Annotated in this window: 1 protein-coding gene; it reads right to left on the reverse strand. The window is 76.3% G+C overall.

Annotated elements, in window-relative coordinates:
* Window positions 1-20 precede the first annotated feature (20 nt).
* The gene (locus AGRA3207_RS25690) at window positions 21-18,959 is read right to left on the reverse strand and encodes a type I polyketide synthase (protein ID WP_231329572.1); all 18,939 of its coding nucleotides are present in this window, start codon (window positions 18,957-18,959) and stop codon (window positions 21-23) included.
* Window positions 18,960-19,019: the final 60 nt, after the last annotated feature.

A 19,019-nucleotide genomic window follows, 5' to 3' on the forward strand; every position in this document is an offset into this window, starting at 1 on the left:
CTTCCAAGGGGGCGGAGGTGTCAGACGGTCCCGAGCTCGTTGTCGATGATGGTGAAGATCTCTTCGTCGCTCGCCTCCTCGATCGGGTCACCGGCCTCCGCCCGCTCCCGGGCACCGGAGTCGAGCCTGGTCAGGAAGGAGCGGAGCCGGTCGGCCAGCCGGTCGCGTGCCCCGGCGTCCGGGAGCAGCGTTTCCAGGCCCTCCTCCAGCCGGTCGAGTTCGGCGAGCACCGGCGGCCGCTCGGCGGAGCCGGAGCCGGAGGCGGTGCCAGGGTCGATCAGCGTGCCCACGTGCGCGGCGAGCGCGTTCGGGGTCGGATGGTCGAACAGAACCGTGGCGGGGAGGCTGCGCCCCACGGCGGTGCCGATCCGGTTGCGCAGCTCCACGGCGGTGAGCGAGTCGAACCCCTGGTCCATGAAGCCGCGCTCTGAGTCGACCGCGGTCGCGGACGGGTGGCCGAGCGCAGCGGCGGCCTCGGCGCGCACCAGGTCCAGCAGCGCCCGGTCCCGCTCGTCCCCGGACAGTCCCGCCAGCCGTCCGGCCAGGTCGGGGCCGGGGCCGGTGACCGCCGTGCGCGGCGCCCGGACCAGCCCGCGCAGCGGCGGCGGCAGGGCGTCCCGGGCCGCGAGTGCGCGCAGGGCCGCGGTGTCGAAGCGGGCGGGGACCACGGCGGGACGGCCGAGCGCCAGCGCGGCGTCGAACAGTTCCAGGCCCTCCTCGGCGCTCAGCGGGCCGATCCCGGCGCGCGCCAGCCGGTCGCGGCCGGCGCCTTCGAGGCGTCCCGCCATGCCGCCGTCCTGTTCCCACAGTCCCCAGCCGAGCGAGGCGGCGGGGAGCCCGGCGGCGTGCCGGCGCACGGCCAGCGCGTCGAGGAAGGCGTTGGCGGCGGCGTAGTTGCCCTGCCCGGCGGTGCCGAGCGTCCCGGCGAGGGACGAGTAGAGCACGAACGCCGACAGGTCCAGGTCGCGGGTGAGTTCGTGCAGGTTCCAGGCCGCGTCGGCCTTGGGCCGCAGGACGGTTCCGAGCCGCTTCGGCGTCAGCGCCCCGATGACGCCGTCGTCCAGGACACCGGCGGCGTGCACCACCGCGGTCAGCGGATGGTCCGGCGGGATCGCGGCGAGCAGGCCCGCGAGGGCGTCGCGGTCGGCGGCGTCGCAGGCGGCCATCTCGACCGACGCGCCGAGACCGGTCAGCTCGGCGGCCAGCTCGGCGGCGCCCGGGGCGGCGGGGCCCCGGCGTCCGGTGAGCAGCAGCCGCCGGACGCCGTGGCGGGTCACCAGGTGGCGGGCGAGGGCCGAGCCGAGCGCGCCGGTGCCGCCGGTGATCAGCACCGTCCCGTCCACCGGCACCGTGCCGCCTGGGACGGGCACGGCCGGTTCCGGGCCGGTGGCGTCGCCGTCGGCGTCGGCCCGGATGAGCCGGGGGACAAGGACGCGTCCGCCGCGCAGCGCGAGCTGCGGCTCGTCCGAGGCGAGCGCCGCGGCGACCGCCTCGGCGGGGAACCCGTCGGCGCCGACGTCGAGGAGCACGATCCCGCCCGGGTGCTCGGCCTGCGCGGAACGGGCCAGGCCCCAGGCCGCCGCGCCCGCCGGGTCCGGTGCCTCGCCGTCCACGGCGGCGGCGCCCCGGGTGACGACCACCAGCCGGGACGAGCCGTCCCGTTCGCCGGCGAGCCACTCCTGGAGGACGGTGAGCAGGCGGCCGGTGACATGGTGCGCACCGGCGGCGGGATCGCCGGGCGGGGACGTGAGCGGCAGCAGCACGGTCCGCCCGGTGCCGCCGAACCCGGTGCCGCCCGGCCCGGTGCCGTCGAGCGCGCCGAGGTCGGGGACGCGCCGGACGGGAAGGCCCAGGTCGTCGTCACCGAGCACCACCCATTCCTCACCGCGCACGGGCGCGGATGCGGCGTCCGGCGGGACGGGCAGTGGCGTCCACTCGACGGTGAAGAGGGCGTCGCGCCGGGGCCCGCGGACCGCGGCGAGCTGCTCGCCGGTGACCGGCCGCGTCACCAGCGACTCCGCGGTGAACACGGGACGCCCGCCGTCGTCAGCGGCGGAGATCTCCAGCGTGCCGTCGCCGGTCACCGTCAGCCGCACACGCAGCGAGGTCGCCCCGCTCGCGTGCAGGCGCACCCCCCGCCACGCGAACGGCAGCCGGACGGGCCCGCCCCCGCCTTCGCCCGCCGCCGGGTGCAGTGCCGCGTCCAGGAGAGCGGGATGCAGGACGTATCCGGCCGCGTCCTGCCCCTCCGGCAGGCCGACCTGCGCGTACAGCGTGTCCCCGGCGCGCCAGGCGGCCTCCAGGCCGCGGAACGCCGGGCCGTACCCGAGACCGAGGTCGCCGAGCCCGTCGTACAGGGCCTCGACGTCCACGGGCTCGGCCCCGGCCGGAGGCCATGCGGCGGGCGCGGGCGCCGGTGCGGCCGCCGGTACGCCGGTGAGGACACCGGAGGCGTACCGCGACCAGGGGGCGTCGTCGTCGGGCCGGGCGTGCACGGCGAGGTGGCGCCGGCCGTCCCCGTCCGGCTCGGCGACGGTCACCTGGAGCTGGGCGGAGCCGTCCGGAGGCAGGACGAGCGGCGCCTCAAGGGTGAGTTCCTCCAGGTGGAGCCCCCCGGCCTGGTCGCCCGCGCGCGCCGCCAGCTCCACGAACCCCGTGCCGGGGAACAGGACGGCGCCGTGGACGGTGTGGTCGGCGATCCACTCGTGCGCCCGCACCGACACCCGGCCGGTCATGACCAGGCCCGCGCCGCCCGCCAGGTCGATCGCGGCGCCCAGCAGCGGATGCCCGGCGTCCCGCATCCCCAGCCGTGCCGGGTCCGTCGCGGCGGCGGACGGCGTCAGCCAGTAGCGGCGGTGCTGGAAGGCGTAGGTGGGCAGCGTGACGCGGCGGGCGCCGGGGAAGACGGCGTCCCAGTCCACGCCGCCGGCGTCGGCGGCGACCTGCGCGAGCGCGCGCATGTAGGTCTCCGGTTCGGGACGGTCGCGGCGCAGCGCCGCCACCGCCGAGACGGTCCCGTCCGGCGTCGTGCCCGCGAGGCACTCCTCGGCCATGGGGGCGAGGACCGCGTCCGGGCCGACCTCGACGAGGGTGGTGGCGCCCAGGTCGGCCAGGGCGCGCACGCCGTCCAGGAAGCGCACGGCCTCCCGCGCGTGTCGGACCCAGTAGGACGGGGAGCCGAGCTGCTCGGCGGTCGCCGGCGCGCCGGTCACGTTCGAGATCACCGGGATGCGCGGCGGGCCGTAGTCCAGTCCCTCGGCGACCCGGCGGAAGTCGTCGAGCATCGCGTCCATGCGCGGGGAGTGGAAGGCGTGGCTGACCCGCAGGCGGCGGGCCTTCCCGCCCCGGGCCTCCCACGCGGCGGCGGCCGCCAGGACGGCGTCCTCGTCCCCGGAGACCACGGTCGACGCCGGGCCGTTGACCGCGGCGACGCAGGCGCGCCCGTCCGGCAGCAGCGCGCGGACGGCCTCCTCGGGTCCTTGGAACGAGACCATCGCCCCGCCCGGCGGGAGCGCCTGCATGAGCCGCCCGCGCGCGGCGACCAGCGCGGCGGCGTCGGGCAGCGTGAGGACGCCCGCGACGTGGGCGGCGGCGATCTCGCCGACGGAGTGGCCGATCAGCAGGCCGGGCACCGCGCCGTGGTGCTCCAGCAGCCGGAACAGCGCGACCTCGACGGCGAACAGCGCGGGCTGGGTGCGGCCGGTCAGGTCCAGCGGCGCGGGATCGGCGCCGAAGACCACCTCGCGCAGCGGACGGTCGAGATGGGCGTCGAGGTGGCCGGTCACCTCGTCGAACGCGTCCGCGAACACCGGGAACGCCTCGTACAGCCCGCGGCCCATCCCCGGCCGCTGGCTGCCCTGCCCGGTGAACATGAACGCGGCCTTGCCGGTGCCGCCGCCCCGGGCCACCGACGGCGACGGCTCGCCCGCCGCCAGCGCGGCCAGGCCCTCCCGGAGCCCGTCCCGGCCGGAGGCGACCAGCACCGCCCGCTCCGGCAGCGAGGGCCGGGTCGTGGCCAGGGAGAGGCCGAGGTCGTCCATGGCGGGGCCGGGGTCCCCGGCCAGGTGGTCCAGCAGCCGCCGGGCCTGCGCCCGCAGCGCCGCCTCGTCATGGCCGGAGACCGGGAACGGCAGCGGGCCCCCGGCCGTCGCGGGCCGGTCCGTCACCTCCTCCTCGGCGTCGGGGACGTGCTCAAGGACGAGGTGGGCGTTGGTGCCGCTGATGCCGAACGACGAGACGGCCGCGCGGCGCGGGCGGCCGGTCTCAGGCCAGCCGGCCGGTGCGGTGAGCAGGGACACCGCGCCCGAGTCCCAGTCGACGTGCGGGGTCGGCTCGTCCACGTGCAGGGTCTTCGGGAGCAGGCCGTGCCGCATCGCCATGACCATCTTGATGACGCCCGCGGCCCCGGCGGCGGCCTGAGTGTGCCCCAAGTTGGACTTCAGCGAACCGAGCCAGAGGGGCCGTTCCCGGTCCTGGCCGTAGGCGGCGATGAGGGCCTGCGCCTCGATCGGGTCGCCGAGCGTCGTCCCGGTGCCGTGCGCCTCGACCGCGTCGACGTCGCCCGGTGCGAGCCGCGCGGCCGCGAGGGCCTGGCGGATGACGCGCTGCTGCGCCGGCCCGTTGGGCGCGGTCAGCCCGTTGCTGGCGCCGTCCTGGTTGACGGCCGACGCGCGGATGACGGCCAGCACCGGGTGCCCGTTGCGGCGGGCGTCCGAGAGCCGCTCCACCAGCAGCATCCCGGCGCCCTCCGACCAGCCGGCGCCGTCCGCGCCCGCCGCGAACGCCTTGCAGCGCCCGTCCGGGGACAGGGCCCGCTGCCTGCTGAACTCCACGAAGAAGCCCGGCGTCGCCATGACCGTGACCCCGCCCGCCAGCGCCAGGTCGCACTCGCCGTTGCGGAGCGCCTGCGCGGCCAGGTGCAGCGCGACCAGCGAGGACGAGCAGGCGGTGTCGATCGTCACCGCGGGGCCCTCCAGCCCGAGCGCGTACGCCACCCGGCCGGACGCCACGCTGCCGGTGTTCCCGGTGGCCAGGTAGCCCTCCAGCTCCTCGGGCACACCGGCGGGAAGGGCGCCGTAGTCGTTGTTCATCAGCCCGGCGAACACGCCGGTCGAGGTGCCGCGCAGGGCGGACGGGTCGATCCCGGCGCGCTCGACGGCCTCCCACGCCGTCTCCAGCAGCAGCCGCTGCTGCGGGTCCGCGGCGAGGGCCTCGCGCGGGCTCATCCCGAAGAACCCGGCGTCGAAGTCCGCCGCCCCGGTCAGGAACCCGCCCCGGCGCGTGTAGGTCTTCCCGGTGCTGCCGGGATCCGGGTCGTAGAGGGCGTCCACGTCCCAGCCGCGGTCGGCGGGGAAGTCGCCCGTCACGTCGGCGCCGTCCACCAGCAGCTTCCACAGCGCCTCGGGGGAGCGCACGCCGCCGGGGAACCGGCAGCCCATCCCGACGATCGCGATCGGCTCGCCGGTCGCGGCCGGGCCGGACGCCGCGGCTGGGGCGGCGGCGCGATCGCCGCCGAGGAGTGCGGTGCGCAGGAACCCGGCGAGGGACTCCGGCGTGGGGTGGTCGAAGACGAGGGTCGCGGGCAGCCGCAGCCCGGTCGCGGCGCCGAGCCGGTTCCGCAGCTCGACCGCGGTGAGCGAGTCGAGACCGAGGTCCTTGAACGGCCGCCGGGCGGCGACCTCCGCCGCGTCCGCGTGGCCGAGGACGGCGCGCACCTCGGCGCGCACGGCGTCCAGCAGCGCCTCGCCGCGCTCCTCCTCGGGCAGCCGGGCGAGCCGTCCCGCCAGCGGCGACGCGTCCTCCGCCGGGGTGGGGCCGCCGGACGCGCGCCTGACCGGCGTCCGGATCAGCCCCCGCAGGACGGCCGGTACCGTCCCGGCCTCGCGCGGGGCCCGCGGATCCAGCCGGAACGGGACGAGGGCCGCCTCGTCGCGGGCCAGCGCGGCGTCGAACAGTGCCAGGCCGCGCACGGCCGGCATCGGTGCGATGCCGGTGCGCGCCAGCCGGGCCAGGTCCGCCGCGCCGAGGTGGCCGGTCATCCCGCCGCCCCCCTCCCACAGGCCCCACGCCAGCGAGACGGCGGGCAGTCCCAGCGCGCGGCGGTGGGCGGCCAGCCCGTCGAGGAAGGCGTTGGCCGCCGCGTATCCGGCCTGGCCCGCGGTCCCGACCGTCCCGGCGACCGAGGAGAACAGCACGAACGCGCCGAGCCCGGACCCGGCGGTCAGCTCGTGCAGGTTCCACGCGGCGTCCGCCTTCGCCCGCAGGACGGCGTCGGCACGCCCGGCCGTCTGCGCTTCGACGGGGGCGTCGTCCAGCACCCCGGCGGCGTGGACGACCGCCGTCAGCGGGCGTGCGGCCGGGATCCGCTCCAGCAGCCGCGCCAGCGCGTCGCGGTCCGCGGCGTCGCATGCGGCCAGCTCGATCTCGGCGCCCAGCCCGCGCAGTTCTTCGGCGAGCGCGCCCGCGCCGGGCGCGTCCGGCCCCCGGCGGCCCGCGAGCACCAGGTGCCGTGCGCCGTGCCGTGTCACCAGGTGGCGGGCGAGGAGCCCCCCGAGCGTCCCGGTCCCACCGGTGATCAGCACGGTGCCGTCCGGGTCGAACGGAACCCCGGGTTCCGGCGGCTCCTCCGGGACCCGGGCGAGCCGGGGCACGAGGACGGCCCCGCCGCGCAGCGCCGACTGCGGCTCGGAGGCGGCCCGCGCGACCGGTGCCGAGGCAGGGACATCGGCGTCCACCACCGCGAACCGCCCCGGATGCTCGGTCTGCGCGACCCGCAGCAGACCCCAGACCGCCGCATGGGCGAGGTCGGTGACCTCGTCGCCGGGCCCGGCGGCCACGGCCCCGCGCGTCTGGAACACCAGCCGCGCGTCGGCGAACCGCTCGTCCGCGAGCCACTCCCGGACGAGCTCCAGCGCCCGTCCGACGGCGTCGCGCGGAGCGGCTCCCCGCTCCAGCGGCGCCACGACCACGTCCGGGACGGCGCCCGACGGCCGCAGCGCGTCCAGGCCCGAACCGGTGTCCAGGACGCCGACCGCCGCGTCCGGCTCCGGCAGCGCCTGCGCGGGGGACCACTGGAGCCGGTACAGCGCGCCGTCGGCACCTGCGTCCGTGCCCGCGAGCGCATCCGCGGCGATCGGGCGGAGGGCGAGCGAGTCCACCGTCGCGACCGGCCGCCCGGACGGATCGTCCACCGTGATCCGCACGGCGTCGGGCCCGGCGGGCGCCAGCCGGACGCGCAACGCGGTGGCGCCCGCGGCGTGCAGCGACACCCCCGTCCAGGAGAACGGCAGCAGTCCGTCGGCGCGGTCGCCGAGCAGCCCGAGCACGATCGGGTGCAACGCGGCGTCGAGCAGCGCCGGATGCAGCCCGAAGCCGTCCGGCTCCGCCGTGAGGGCGACGTCCGCGTAGACCTCGTCGCCGTCGCGCCACGCCGCCCGCAGCCCCTGGAAGGCGGGACCGTACTCGTAACCCGAGGCGGCCAGCCGCTCGTACGCGCCGTCCAGCTCGACGGGGACGGCCCCGGGCGGCGGCCACGCGGTGGCGCCCGGTGAGGCGGCGGGGGCCTCGGACGCGGCCGGGATGAGGACGCCGGTGGCGTGCCGCGTCCAGGGCAGGTCCGCCTCGGCGCCGTCGGGCCGCGAGTGGACGGTGACCTCGCGCCTGCCGCCGCCGTCCGGCTCGCCGACCTCCAGCTGCCACAGCCGGGCGTCGCGCTCGCCGAGCACCAGCGGCGCCTCCAGCGTCAGCTCCTCCACCCGGTCGCAGCCGACCTCGCGGCCGGCGTGCAGCACCGCCTCCAGGAAGGCGGTCCCCGGCAGCAGGACCGTCCCCCGGACGGCATGGTCGGCCAGCCACGGCCGGGTGCGCGCGGAGAGCCGCCCGGTGAACAGCCGCTCCCGGTGCCCCGCCCGGTCGAGCGCGCCGCCCAGCAGCGGATGCCCGGACGCCTCCAGCCCGGCGGCCTCGGCGTCCGCCGCCCCGGACGGCACGTCCAGCCAGTACCGCCGCCGCTGGAACGGGTAGGTCGGCAGGTCCACGCGGCGGGCGCCGGGCAGCGCGCGACGCCAGTCCACGCCGAGACCGGCCGCGTACGCCTCGGCGAGGTTCGCCGCGAACCGGTCGGGGCCGCCGTCGTCGCGGCGGAGCGAACCCACGACGACCACGTCCGCGCCGGCGGCGTCGGCGCTCTCCTGGATGCCCACCGCGAGCACCGGGTGCGGGCCGACCTCGATGAAGACGCCGTGCCCCGTGTCGAGGAGGGCGCGGGTGGCGTCCGCGAACCGCACCGTCTCCCGCAGGTTCCGGTACCAGTAGGCGGCGTCGAGCCCGGTGCCGTCCACGACGGTGCCGGTGACGGTGGAGTGGAGCGGCACCTCCGCCGGGCGGGGACGGATCGGGGCGAGCCGGTCCAGCAGTTCCTCGCGGATCGCCTCCACGTGGGGCGAGTGGGAGGCGTAGTCCACCGGGATCCGGCGGAAGCGGACGTCCTCGGCCGCGCACAGGGCGCCGAACTCCTCCAGCGCCGCCGGGTCCCCGGCGACCACCGCCGAGCCGGGGCCGTTGACGGCGGCGAGGTCCAGCCTCCCCGCCCAGCGCGCCAGGAGCCCGGTCACCCGCTCGGCGGGCAGCGCGACCGAGGCCATGCCCCCGGTCCCGGCGAGCCGCGCCAGCGCGCGGCTGCGCAGCGCCACCACCAGCGCGGCGTCCTCCAGGGACAGTGCGCCGGCCACGCACGCGGCGGCGATCTCGCCCTGCGAGTGCCCGACCACCGCGGCCGGTTCCACCCCGTGCGAGCGCCACAGCCGCGCCAGCGACACCATCACCGCGAACAGCGCGGGCTGGACGACGTCGATCGCCTCCAACGCGGACGCGTCCCGCAGGACGTCCTCCAGCGACCACGGCACATGCGGGGCGAGCGCGTCCGCGCATTCACGCAGGTACTCGGAGAACACGGGCGAACGAGCCGCGAGGCCGAGCGCCATGCCGGGCCACTGCGTCCCCTGCCCCGGGAACACGAACACCGGGTTCCCCGCCCCGCCCACCACTCCCGACACCGGGCCGGGCTCTCCCAGGACGACCTGGTCGAGGCCGCGCAGCAGCGCGTCCCGGTCCCCGCCCAGGACGACCGCGCGGTGCTCGAAGGAGGTCCGCCCGGTGGCCAGGGAGAAGGCCACGTCCGCCGCGGGCAGGGCGGGGGCGGCCGTGACCCGGTCCCGAACGCGGGCCGCCTGCGCGCGCAGTGCCGCACCCGTCCGGCCGGACAGGACCCACGGGATCACCGGCGGCCCGTCTCCGCCGTCCGTACCGTCCGTGGTCACCGCGCCCGGCGTGGCCGGCGCGGTCGGCGCGGTCGCCGGCTCCGGGCCGTCCGGTGCCTCTTCGACGATGACGTGGGCGTTGGTGCCGCTGACACCGAACGCCGAGACCCCCGCGCGGCGTGGCCTGCCGTCTGCCTGCCATGGGACCGGTTCGGTGAGGAGGCGGACGTTCCCGGTGTCCCAGTCGACATGCGGTGTCGGCTCGTCGGCGTGCAGGGTCTTCGGAAGTCTGCCGTGGTGGAGGGCCATGACGGTCTTGATGATTCCGGCGATGCCTGCGGCGGCTTGGGTGTGGCCGATGTTGGATTTGATGGACCCGAGCCACAGCGGGCGGTCTTCGGGTCGGTCGTGTCCGTAGGTGGTGAGGAGTGCTTGGGCTTCGATGGGGTCGCCGAGGGTGGTGCCGGTGCCGTGGGCTTCGACGGCGTCGATGTCGTGGGGTGTGAGCCGTGCGTTGGCCAGTGCCTGCTGGATGACGCGTTGCTGGGAGGGTCCGTTGGGGGCGGTGAGCCCGTTGCTGGCGCCGTCCTGGTTGACCGCCGATCCGCGGACGATCGCGAGGACGGGGTGGCCGTTGCGCTGCGCGTCCGACAGCCGCTCCAGCAGCACCAGCCCGACGCCCTCGCTCCAGCCCGTGCCGTCCGCCGCCGACGAGAACGGCTTGCACCGGCCGTCGGGCGACAGGCCGCGCTGCCGGCTGAACTCCACGAACGTCGCCGGGGTGGCCATCACCGCCGCCCCGCCCGCCAGCGCCAGCCCGCACTCGCCGTTGCGGAGCGCCTGCGCGGCCAGGTGCAGCGCGACCAGCGACGACGAGCAGGCCGTGTCCACCGTCACGGCGGGGCCCTCAAGGCCGAGGAGATAGGAGACGCGGCCCGACGCCACACTGCCCCGGCTGCCGTTGCCGAGATAGCCCTCCATGTTCTCGGGCGCCCGCCGGAACCGTGACCCGTAGTCGTTGTACATGATCCCGGTGAACACGCCCGTCGGGCTTCCGCGCAGGCCGGACGGGTCGATCCCCGCACGCTCGACGGCCTCCCACGCCGTCTCCAGCAGCAGCCGCTGCTGCGGGTCCATCGCCGCCGCCTCGCGCGGGCTGATCCCGAAGAACTCCGGGTCGAAGTCGGCCGCGTCGCGCAGGAAACCGCCCGCGCGGGCGTACGAGGTGCCGGAATGGTCGGGATCGGGGTGGAAGAGGCGGTCGAGGTCCCACCCCCGGTCGTCGGGGAAGGGGCCGATGGCGTCCCCTCCGGCGTCCACCAGGTCCCACAGATCCTCCGGGGAGGCCACGCCGCCCGGATAGCGGCAGGCCATGGCCACCACGGCGATCGGCTCGCCGGACGCGCGGCTCGGCGCCGGCGACGCCCCCCGCCGGGCGGGCACGGCGCCTCGCGCGTCGCCCCGCACCTCGCCCCGGACGTACTCCGCCAGCGCCTCCGGAGTCGGGTGGTCGAAGATGAGCGTCGCGGGCAGCCGCAACCCGGTCGCGGTGTTCAGCCGGTTGCGCAGCTCGACGGCCGTGAGCGAGTCGAATCCGAGCTCCTTGAAGGCCCGCCCGGCCTCGATCGGCTCCGTGGCGGGCAGCCCCAGCACCGTCGCGACCTGCGCGCGCACCATCTCGCCCACCGCGCGGTCGCGTTCGGCGGACGGCAGGTCCCCGAGCCGCTCGGCCCAGGAGGACGGCGCGCCCGTCCCCGCGCCGGTGGCCGGCGTCCGCGCCGGACCCCGGATCAGTCTCCGGAACACCGCGGGCATCGCCTCGGCCTGCGCCCGCGCGGCGGCGAGGTCCAGCCTGGCGGGCACGGTGAGCGGGCTGTTCAGCGCCAGTGCCGTGTCGAAGAGCGCGAGGCCCTGGTCGGTGGACAGCGGCACCAGGCCGGTGCGGTTCACACGGCCGAGGTCGCGGCGGCCGAGATGCCCCGTCATCCCGCTGGCCTGCGCCCACAGCCCCCAGGCCATCGAGGCGGCGGGCAGCCCCCGCGCGTGCCGGTGCTGTGCCAGCGCGTCCAGGAAGGCGTTGGCGGCCGTGTAGTTGCCCTGGCCGGGGCTCCCGAGCGTGGCCGTCGCCGAGGAGAACACGACGAACGCCGCCAGGTCCGCGTCCAGGGTGAGCTCGTGGAGGTGCCAGGCGCCGTCGGCCTTCGCACGCAGGACGGTGTCCATCCGCTCCGGCGTCAGCGAGCCGATGACGCCGTCGTCGAGCACCCCCGCGGCGTGCACGACGGCGGTGAGCGGGTGCTCCGCCGGGACGGAGTCCAGGAGCGCGGCGAGCGCGTCCCGGTCGCCGACGTCACAGGCCGCCAGCGTCACCTCGGCGCCATGGGTGATCAGCTCGGCCTCCAGCTCGACGGCGCCCTCGGCGGCGGGCCCGCGCCGTCCGGCCAGCAGCAGATGGCGGACGCCGTACTCCGACACCAGATGCCGGGCGACCAGCCCGCCGAGCGTCCCCGCCCCGCCCGTGATGAGCACCGTCCCGTCCGGGTCGAGGCACCGCGTGGTCCGCACCGCGTTCGTCGCGGCGCGGACGAGCCGGGGGACGTGCGCGGTCCCGTCGCGCAGCGCGAGCTGCGGCTCGCCCGTGGCCAGCGCCGAGGGGACCGCCCGGTGGGACGAGCCCGCGTCGTCCAGGTCGAGGAGGACGAGCCTGCCGAGGTTCTCCGACTGCGCCGTGCGGACCAGCCCCCACACCGGCGACTCCACCAGCCCCGGCACGTCGTCCCCCGGACGCACCGCCACCGCCCGCCGCGTCACCACCACGAGCCGGGAGGTGTCGAGCGCGCTCGCGGCGAGCCAATCCTGGACGGCCCGGAGCACATGGCGCGCCACCGCGTGGAACCTGCCGATGACGCCGCCCTCGTGGGCGGGCAGCGGAAGCAGGACCAGCTCCGGCGGAGCCGCCCCCTCACCGACGGAGGCGAGCAGCTCGGCGAGGTCGGCGTAGCGCGTCCCCGGCAGCCCGGACCCTGCGTCGCCCAAGACCGCGATCCGGTCGGCGGCGTGCACCGGCGGCGCGGACGGCACCGTCCATTCGACGGTGAACAGCGAGTCCTGGTGTCCGGCCCGCGCCAGCCGGTCGGGCGAGACCGGCCGCAGGACCAGCCCGTCGACGGACGCCACCGGGCCGCCCTCCGCGTCGGACACCGACAACGCCACCGTGTCCGCCGAGGTCGGCCGCACCCGCACCCGGAGCCGGGTGCCCGCCGCGCCGTGACGGCCGACCCCGCTCCACGAGAACGGCAGCCGCGGCGCCGGTGCGGCTCCGGCGCCGGTCCGATCCGCCACGACGGCCAGGTGCAGTGCCGCGTCGAGGAGGGCGGGGTGCAGGCCGAAGCCGGTGGTGGCGGTGTCGTCGGGGAGGGCGATCTCGGCGTAGAGGTCGTCGCCGTCACGCCATGCGGCGCGCACACCCTGGAACGCCGGGCCGTAGTCGTAGCCCTGCCGCGCGAGGCGCTCGTACAGGCCGGTGACGTCCACGGGCTCCGCGTCCGTCGGCCAGGCCAGGGGATCGGGCACCTGACCCTCCGGGGTGAGATGGCCGGTGGCGTGCCGCGTCCAGGCGTCGTCGGGCCCGTCCTCGCGACGGGAATGCACGGTGACCGGACGGCGGGCGGCCTCGTCCGCGGGACCGACGGAGAGCTGGACCCACACGCCCCCGTCCTGCGGCAGCGGCAGCGGGTTCTCCAAGGTCAGCTCACCGATCCGGCCGGTCCCCACCCGCTCACCGGCGTGCAGGACGAGGTCGATGAACGCGGTTCCCGGGAGGAGGGTGGTGCCGGTGACGGCGTGGTCGGCGAGCCAGGGATGGGTGTGCAGGGAGATCCGCCCGGTGAACACGGCGGTGTCGCCCTCCGCCATGTGCACGGCGGCCCCCAGGAAGGGGTGCTCGTCCGCCGTCAGCCCGAGGCCCGCCGCGTCCGCGGTTCCCGCGGGCGCGTCGATCCAGTGGCGCTGGCGTTGGAAGGGGTAGGTGGGCAGGTCGAGGTGGCGGCCGTTGGTGTGCCAGTGGACGGGTGCGCCGTGGGTGTGGGCGGTGGCCAGGGCGGTGGTGAAGGTGTGCAGGTCGCCGTGGTCGCGTCGCAGTGTGCCGATGACGGTGGCGCCGGAGTCGGTGGTGGTGTCCTGGATGGGTGAGATGAGGACGGGGTGGGGGCTGGTCTCGATGAACAGGGTGTGCCCGTCGCCGGTGAGTGTGTCGATGGCGGGTTGGAATTGAACGGTGTTGCGCAGGTTCTGGTACCAGTACTCGGCGTCGAGCGTGGTGGTGTCGATGGGCTGGCCGGTGAGGGTGGAGTAGAAGGGGATGTCGGCTTGGCGTGGGGTGATGTCGGCCAGGGTTTCCAGGAGCTGTTGGTGGAGTTGCTGGACGTGGGGGGAGTGGGAGGCGTAGTCGACGGGGATGCGGCGGGCGTGGATCCCCTGGGCCTCGCAGGTGGTGAGGAGGTGGTCGATGGCGTGGGTGTCGCCGGAGATGATGGTGGTGGCGGGTCCGTTGATGGCGGCGATCGACAGTCCGGGGCCCAGGTGTTCGCGGGTTTGTTCGGCGGGCAGTGAGAGGGAGGCCATGCCGCCGGTTCCGGCGAGTGCGGTGATGGCTTTGCTGCGCAGGGCGACGACTTTGGCGGCGTCGTCGAGGGTGAGGGCTCCGGCTATGCAGGCGGCGGCGATTTCGCCTTGGGAGTGGCCGGTGACGGCGTGGGGGTGGATGCCGTGGTGGCGCCAGAGGCGGGCGAGGGAGATCATGACGGCGAACAGTGCGGGCTGGACGATGTCGACGCGTTGGAGGGCGTCGGGGTCGGCCAGTGCGTCGGTGAGGGGCTGGTCGAGGTAGGGGGCCAGGGCGTCGGCGCAGGCGTCGAGGCTTTCGCGGAAGACGGGGGAGGTGTTTCGGAGGTCGAGGGCCATGCCGGTCCATTGGGAGCCTTGGCCGGGGAAGACGAAGACGGTTTTGCGGTGGCTGCGGGCGGTTCCGCGCACCACGTGGGGTGATTCCTGGTCGTGCGCCAGGGCGTCCAACCCGGACAACAACTCGCCACGGTCCGCCCCGACCACCACCGCACGGTGATCGAAACGGCTGCGGGCGGTCAGCGTGTGGCCGATGTCCCCGGTCTCGGCGCCGGCGCTCGCGGCGACGTGCTCGTAGAGCCGTCCGGCCTGGGCGCGCAGCGCGGCCTCGCTCTTCGCGTGAAGGGGCCAGGCGATGACGGACGGCCCTGCCGCGTCGGACTCGTCCCGGACGCCCGTGTCGGCGTCCGGGACGTGTTCGATGATGAGGTGGGCGTTGGTGCCGCTGATGCCGAAGGACGAGACCGCCGCCCGGCGCGGGCGCCCGTCCGCCTTCCACGGGACGGGCTGGGTGAGCAGCCGCACGGCCCCGGAATCCCAGTCGACGCGGGGTGTCGGCGAGTCCACGTGCAGGGTCTTCGGAAGCGTGCCGTGCCGCATCGCCATGACCATCTTGATGACCCCGGCGACCCCGGCGGCGGCCTGCGCGTGCCCGATATTGGACTTGATCGACCCGAGCCAGAGCGGACGGTCGCGGTCCTGTCCGTAGGTGGCGAGGAGGGCCTGCGCCTCGATGGGGTCGCCGAGGGTGGTGCCGGTCCCGTGCGCCTCCACCGCGTCCACGTCACCGGGCCCGAGCCGCGCCCCGGCGAGGGCCTGGCGGATCACCCGCTGCTGGGACGGGCCGTTGGGGGCGGCGAGCCCGTTGCTGGCGCCGTCCTGGTTGACGGCGGAGCCGCGGATGACGGCGAGGACGGGATGGCCGTTGCGCCGGGCGTCCGAGAGCCGCTCCAGGAGCAGCATCCCGGCGCCCTCGGCCCAGCCGGTGCCGTCCGCGCCCGCCGCGAACGCCTTGCAGCGGCCGTCCGGGGACAGTCCGCGCTGCCTGCTGAACTCCACGAACATCCCGGGAGTGGCCATGACGGTGGCGCCGCCCGCGAGCGCCAGGTCGCACTCGCCGTTGCGGAGCGCCTGCGCGGCCAGGTGCAGCGCGACCAGCGAGGACGAGCAGGCGGTGTCCACCGTCACCGCCGGGCCCTCCAGCCCGAGGGTGTAGGCGACACGCCCGGAGGCCACGCTGGGTGTGGAGCCCGTCAGCAGATAGCCGTCGGACCCGCCGGCCGGGTCGTGCAGCCGCGGGCCGTAGTCCTGGGCGGTCACGCCCGCGAAGACCCCCGCGCGGGTGCCGGCGAGCGAGGCCGGGTCGATGCCCGCGCGTTCCACGGCCTCCCAGGCGATCTCCAGCAGGAGCCGCTGCTGCGGGTCCATCGCCGCCGCCTCGCGCGGGCTGATCCCGAAGAACGCCGGGTCGAAGGCCGCGGCGTCGTACAGGAACCCGCCCCGGCGGGTGTACGAGGTGCCCGCACGGTCGGGGTCGGGGTCGTAGAGGCCCTTGAGGTCCCAGCCGCGGTCGGACGGAAAGCCGCCGACGGCGTCGCGGCCCGCGGCGACGAGCTCCCACAGTTCCTGCGGCGAGGTGACGCCGCCGGGGTAGCGGCAGCCGATGGCCACGATCGCGATCGGGTCGCCGGACCCGGGTGCCGTCCGCCGGGACGATCCGCCGACGCCGCCGTCCGCTTCGCCGTCCGTCTCGCCGAGCAGCTCGGCGCGCAGCCGGCGGGCCAGCGCGACCGGGGTGGGATGGTCGTACACCAGCGTGTCGGGCAGGCTCACGCCGGACGCCTCGGCCAGCTGGCCGCTCAGCTCGACACCGAGGACGGAGTCGAAACCCAGTTCCTTGAACGTCCGCTCGGTGTCGACGGAGTCGGGCGAGTCGTGCCCGAGCACGACGGCGACATGGGCGCGCACGAGGTCCAGGGTGATGCGCTCGCGCTCGCTCTCGGGGGCCGCGGCGAGCCGCCCCGCCGGTGACGACGCGTCCGGCGCCGGGGCAGCGGCCGTCGTCACAGCCGCCGGAGCCGCCGGAGCCGCCGGAGCCGCCGGAGCGGCCGGAGCCGCCGGATCTGCGGAAGTCGCGGTGGTCGCGGGCGCGTCCTCGCCATCCAGCCAGAACCGCTGCCGCTCGAAGGCGTAGGTGGGCAGCCGGACGTGGCGGGCGCCGCCGTCGCCGGGGAGCACCGCGTCCCAGCCGACCGGGACGCCGGCCGTGTGCGCCCGCGCCAGCGCGGTGACGAGCGATTCCGGCTCGGGCCGGTCGCGGCGCAGCACGGAGAAGACGGGGTGCCCGGTGCCGAGGGACGCGTGGGCGAGCGGCGTGAGGACCGCGTCCGGCCCGAGTTCGACGAACGTCGTGGCGCCGGCGTCGCGCAACGCCTGCACGCCGTCGTGGAAACGGACGGCCTCGCGGATGTGCCTCGTCCAGTACTCGGCGGATCCGAGCTGCTCGGCGGTCGCGGGCCGTCCCGTGAGGTTGGAGATGATCGGGATCTCGGCCGGACGGTAGGACAGCCCCTCGGCGACCGCGCGGAAGTCCTCCAGCACGGGATCCATGTGGGCGGAGTGGAACGCGTGGCTGACGCGCAGCCGCCGGGTCTTGACCCCCCGCTCGCGCCACGCGTCCGCCAGGGCGAGCACCGCGTCCTCGTCACCGGCGATGACCGTCGAGGCCGGGCCGTTCACGGCCGCGATCGACACCCTGCCGCCGTGCGCGCCCAGCTCCGCGGCGACCTCCTCCTCCGGGGCCTGGACGGAGACCATGGCGCCCCCGGCGGGCGCCGCCTGCATCAGCCTGCCGCGCGCCGTCACCAGGGCGCACGCGTCGGGCAGCGTGAGCACGCCGCCCACATGTGCCGCGACCAGCTCGCCGATCGAGTGGCCGATGAGGTGGCCGGGCGTGACGCCCCATCCCTCCAGCAGCCTGAAGAGGGCCACCTCCACGGCGAACAGGGAGGTCTGCGTCACCGCCGTCTGGTCGAGCCGGGCCGCCTCGGGCGAGCCGGGCTCGGCGAACATCAGGTCCTTCAAGCCGGGGTCGAGATGCGACAGCACCTCGTCGAGCGCGGCCGCGAAGGCGGGAACCGTCTCGTACAGCCCGCGGCCCATGCCCGGCCGCTGCGACCCCTGCCCGGAGAACAGGAACGCGACCGTCCCCCCGCGCGCGGTGTCCCGCAGGACGCCCGCGGCGGGCGAGCCCTCGGCGAGCGCGGTGAGGCCGCGCAGCAGCCGCCCGCGGTCGGCGCCGACGACCGCCGCGCGGTGGGTGAAGTGCGTGCGGCCGCTGGCCAGGGACGACGCGATGCCGGCCGGGTCGGCGTCCGGGTTCGCCTCGGCGAACTCCCGCAGCCGCGCGGCCTGGTCCCGCAGCCCCGTCTCGGTGCGGGCGGACAGCAGCCACGGTGTCGTGGACGGCTCCGCCGGGGCGTCGGGCCGTGTCCCGGACGCGGAGCGGTCCGCCGTGGGGGGACCCGAGAGGACGACGTGGCAGTTGGTGCCGCCCATGCCGAACGAGCTGACCCCGGCGACCAGCGGCTCGTCCGGCCGGGGCCATCCGGTCAGGCCGGTCTGGACCCGCAGGTTCAGCTCGTCCAGGGGGATTCCGGGATTCGGCGTCTCGAAGTTCAGGCTCGCCGGGATGCGCCGGTGGCCGATGCTGAGCGCCGCCTTGATCAGCCCGACGATCCCGGCGGCGCCCTCCAGATGGCCCACGTTGGTCTTCGCGGAGCCGACGAGCAGCGGCCGGTCCTGCGGGCGGGCCGTGCCCACCGCCGCGCCGAGCGCCGCCGCCTCGACGGGATCGCCGCGGCGGGTGCCGGTGCCGTGCAGCTCGACGTATTGCACGTCGGCCGGGCGGACGCCCGCCCGCGCGTACGCGCGGCGCAGCAGATCCTCCTGCGCCTCGGCGCTCGGGACGGTGAGCCCGTCGGTGACGCCGTCGTTGTTGACCGCGCTGCCGCGCACCACGCAGTAGACCGGGTCGCCGTCGGCCAGGGCGCGTTCCAGCGGCTTGAGCACGACCGCGCCGCCCCCCTCGCCGCGCACGTACCCGTTGGCCCGGGCGTCGAAGGTATGGCACCGGCCGTCGGGGGACAGGCCGCCGAACCGGGCGGTGACGACGGCGCTCTCGGGGAGGATGTTCAGGTTGACGCCGCCGACCAGCGCGAGGTCCGACTCGCCACTGCGCAGGCTTTCGACGGCCATGTGCACCGCGACCAGCGCCGACGACTGGGCGGAGTCCACCGCGAGGCTGGGACCGCGCAGCCCGAGCACGTAGGACAGCCGGTTGGCGAGGACGCTCCGGCTGACCCCGGTGATGGTGTGGGGGGTGATGGCGTCCGCGCCGCGCCGGTGCAGCAGCGCGGCGTAGTCGTCCCAGATCGACCCCACGAAGACACCTGTCCGGCTGCCCCTGAGGGTCGCGGGGACGGTACCGGAGTCCTCCAGCGCCTCCCAGCCGAGCTCCAGCATCAGCCTCTGCTGGGGGTCCATCCCGGCGGCCTCACGCGGCGAGATGCCGAAGAACGCCGGGTCGAAGTGGTCGATCCGGTCGAGGAACGCGCCGTACCGGGGAGCCCCGGCGGTCTCCCAGCGGCCCTCGGGCACCTCCGTCACGGCGGTGCGGCCCTCGCTCAGCAGCCGCCAGAAGGCGGCCGGGTCCGGGGCCATCGGAAGCCGGCAGGCGATCCCGGTGATCGCGATCGCGATCGCGCTCTCCCCGGCTGCGGAAACGGCCTCACTCGTCATCGGTGCGAACCTCTCGCGGTGAACGGCGGTCCTGCCATGGCCCTCAGGTTGCTGGGACGA

Source organism: Actinomadura graeca (assembly GCF_019175365.1).
Taxonomy (GTDB): domain Bacteria; phylum Actinomycetota; class Actinomycetes; order Streptosporangiales; family Streptosporangiaceae; genus Spirillospora; species Spirillospora graeca.

What these genes read in the sequence shown, in the direction of transcription:
- AGRA3207_RS25690 (WP_231329572.1), bottom strand. Translation starts at nt 18,959, where the DNA reads ATGACGAGTGAGGCCGTTTCCGCAGCCGGGGAGAGCGCGATCGCGATC.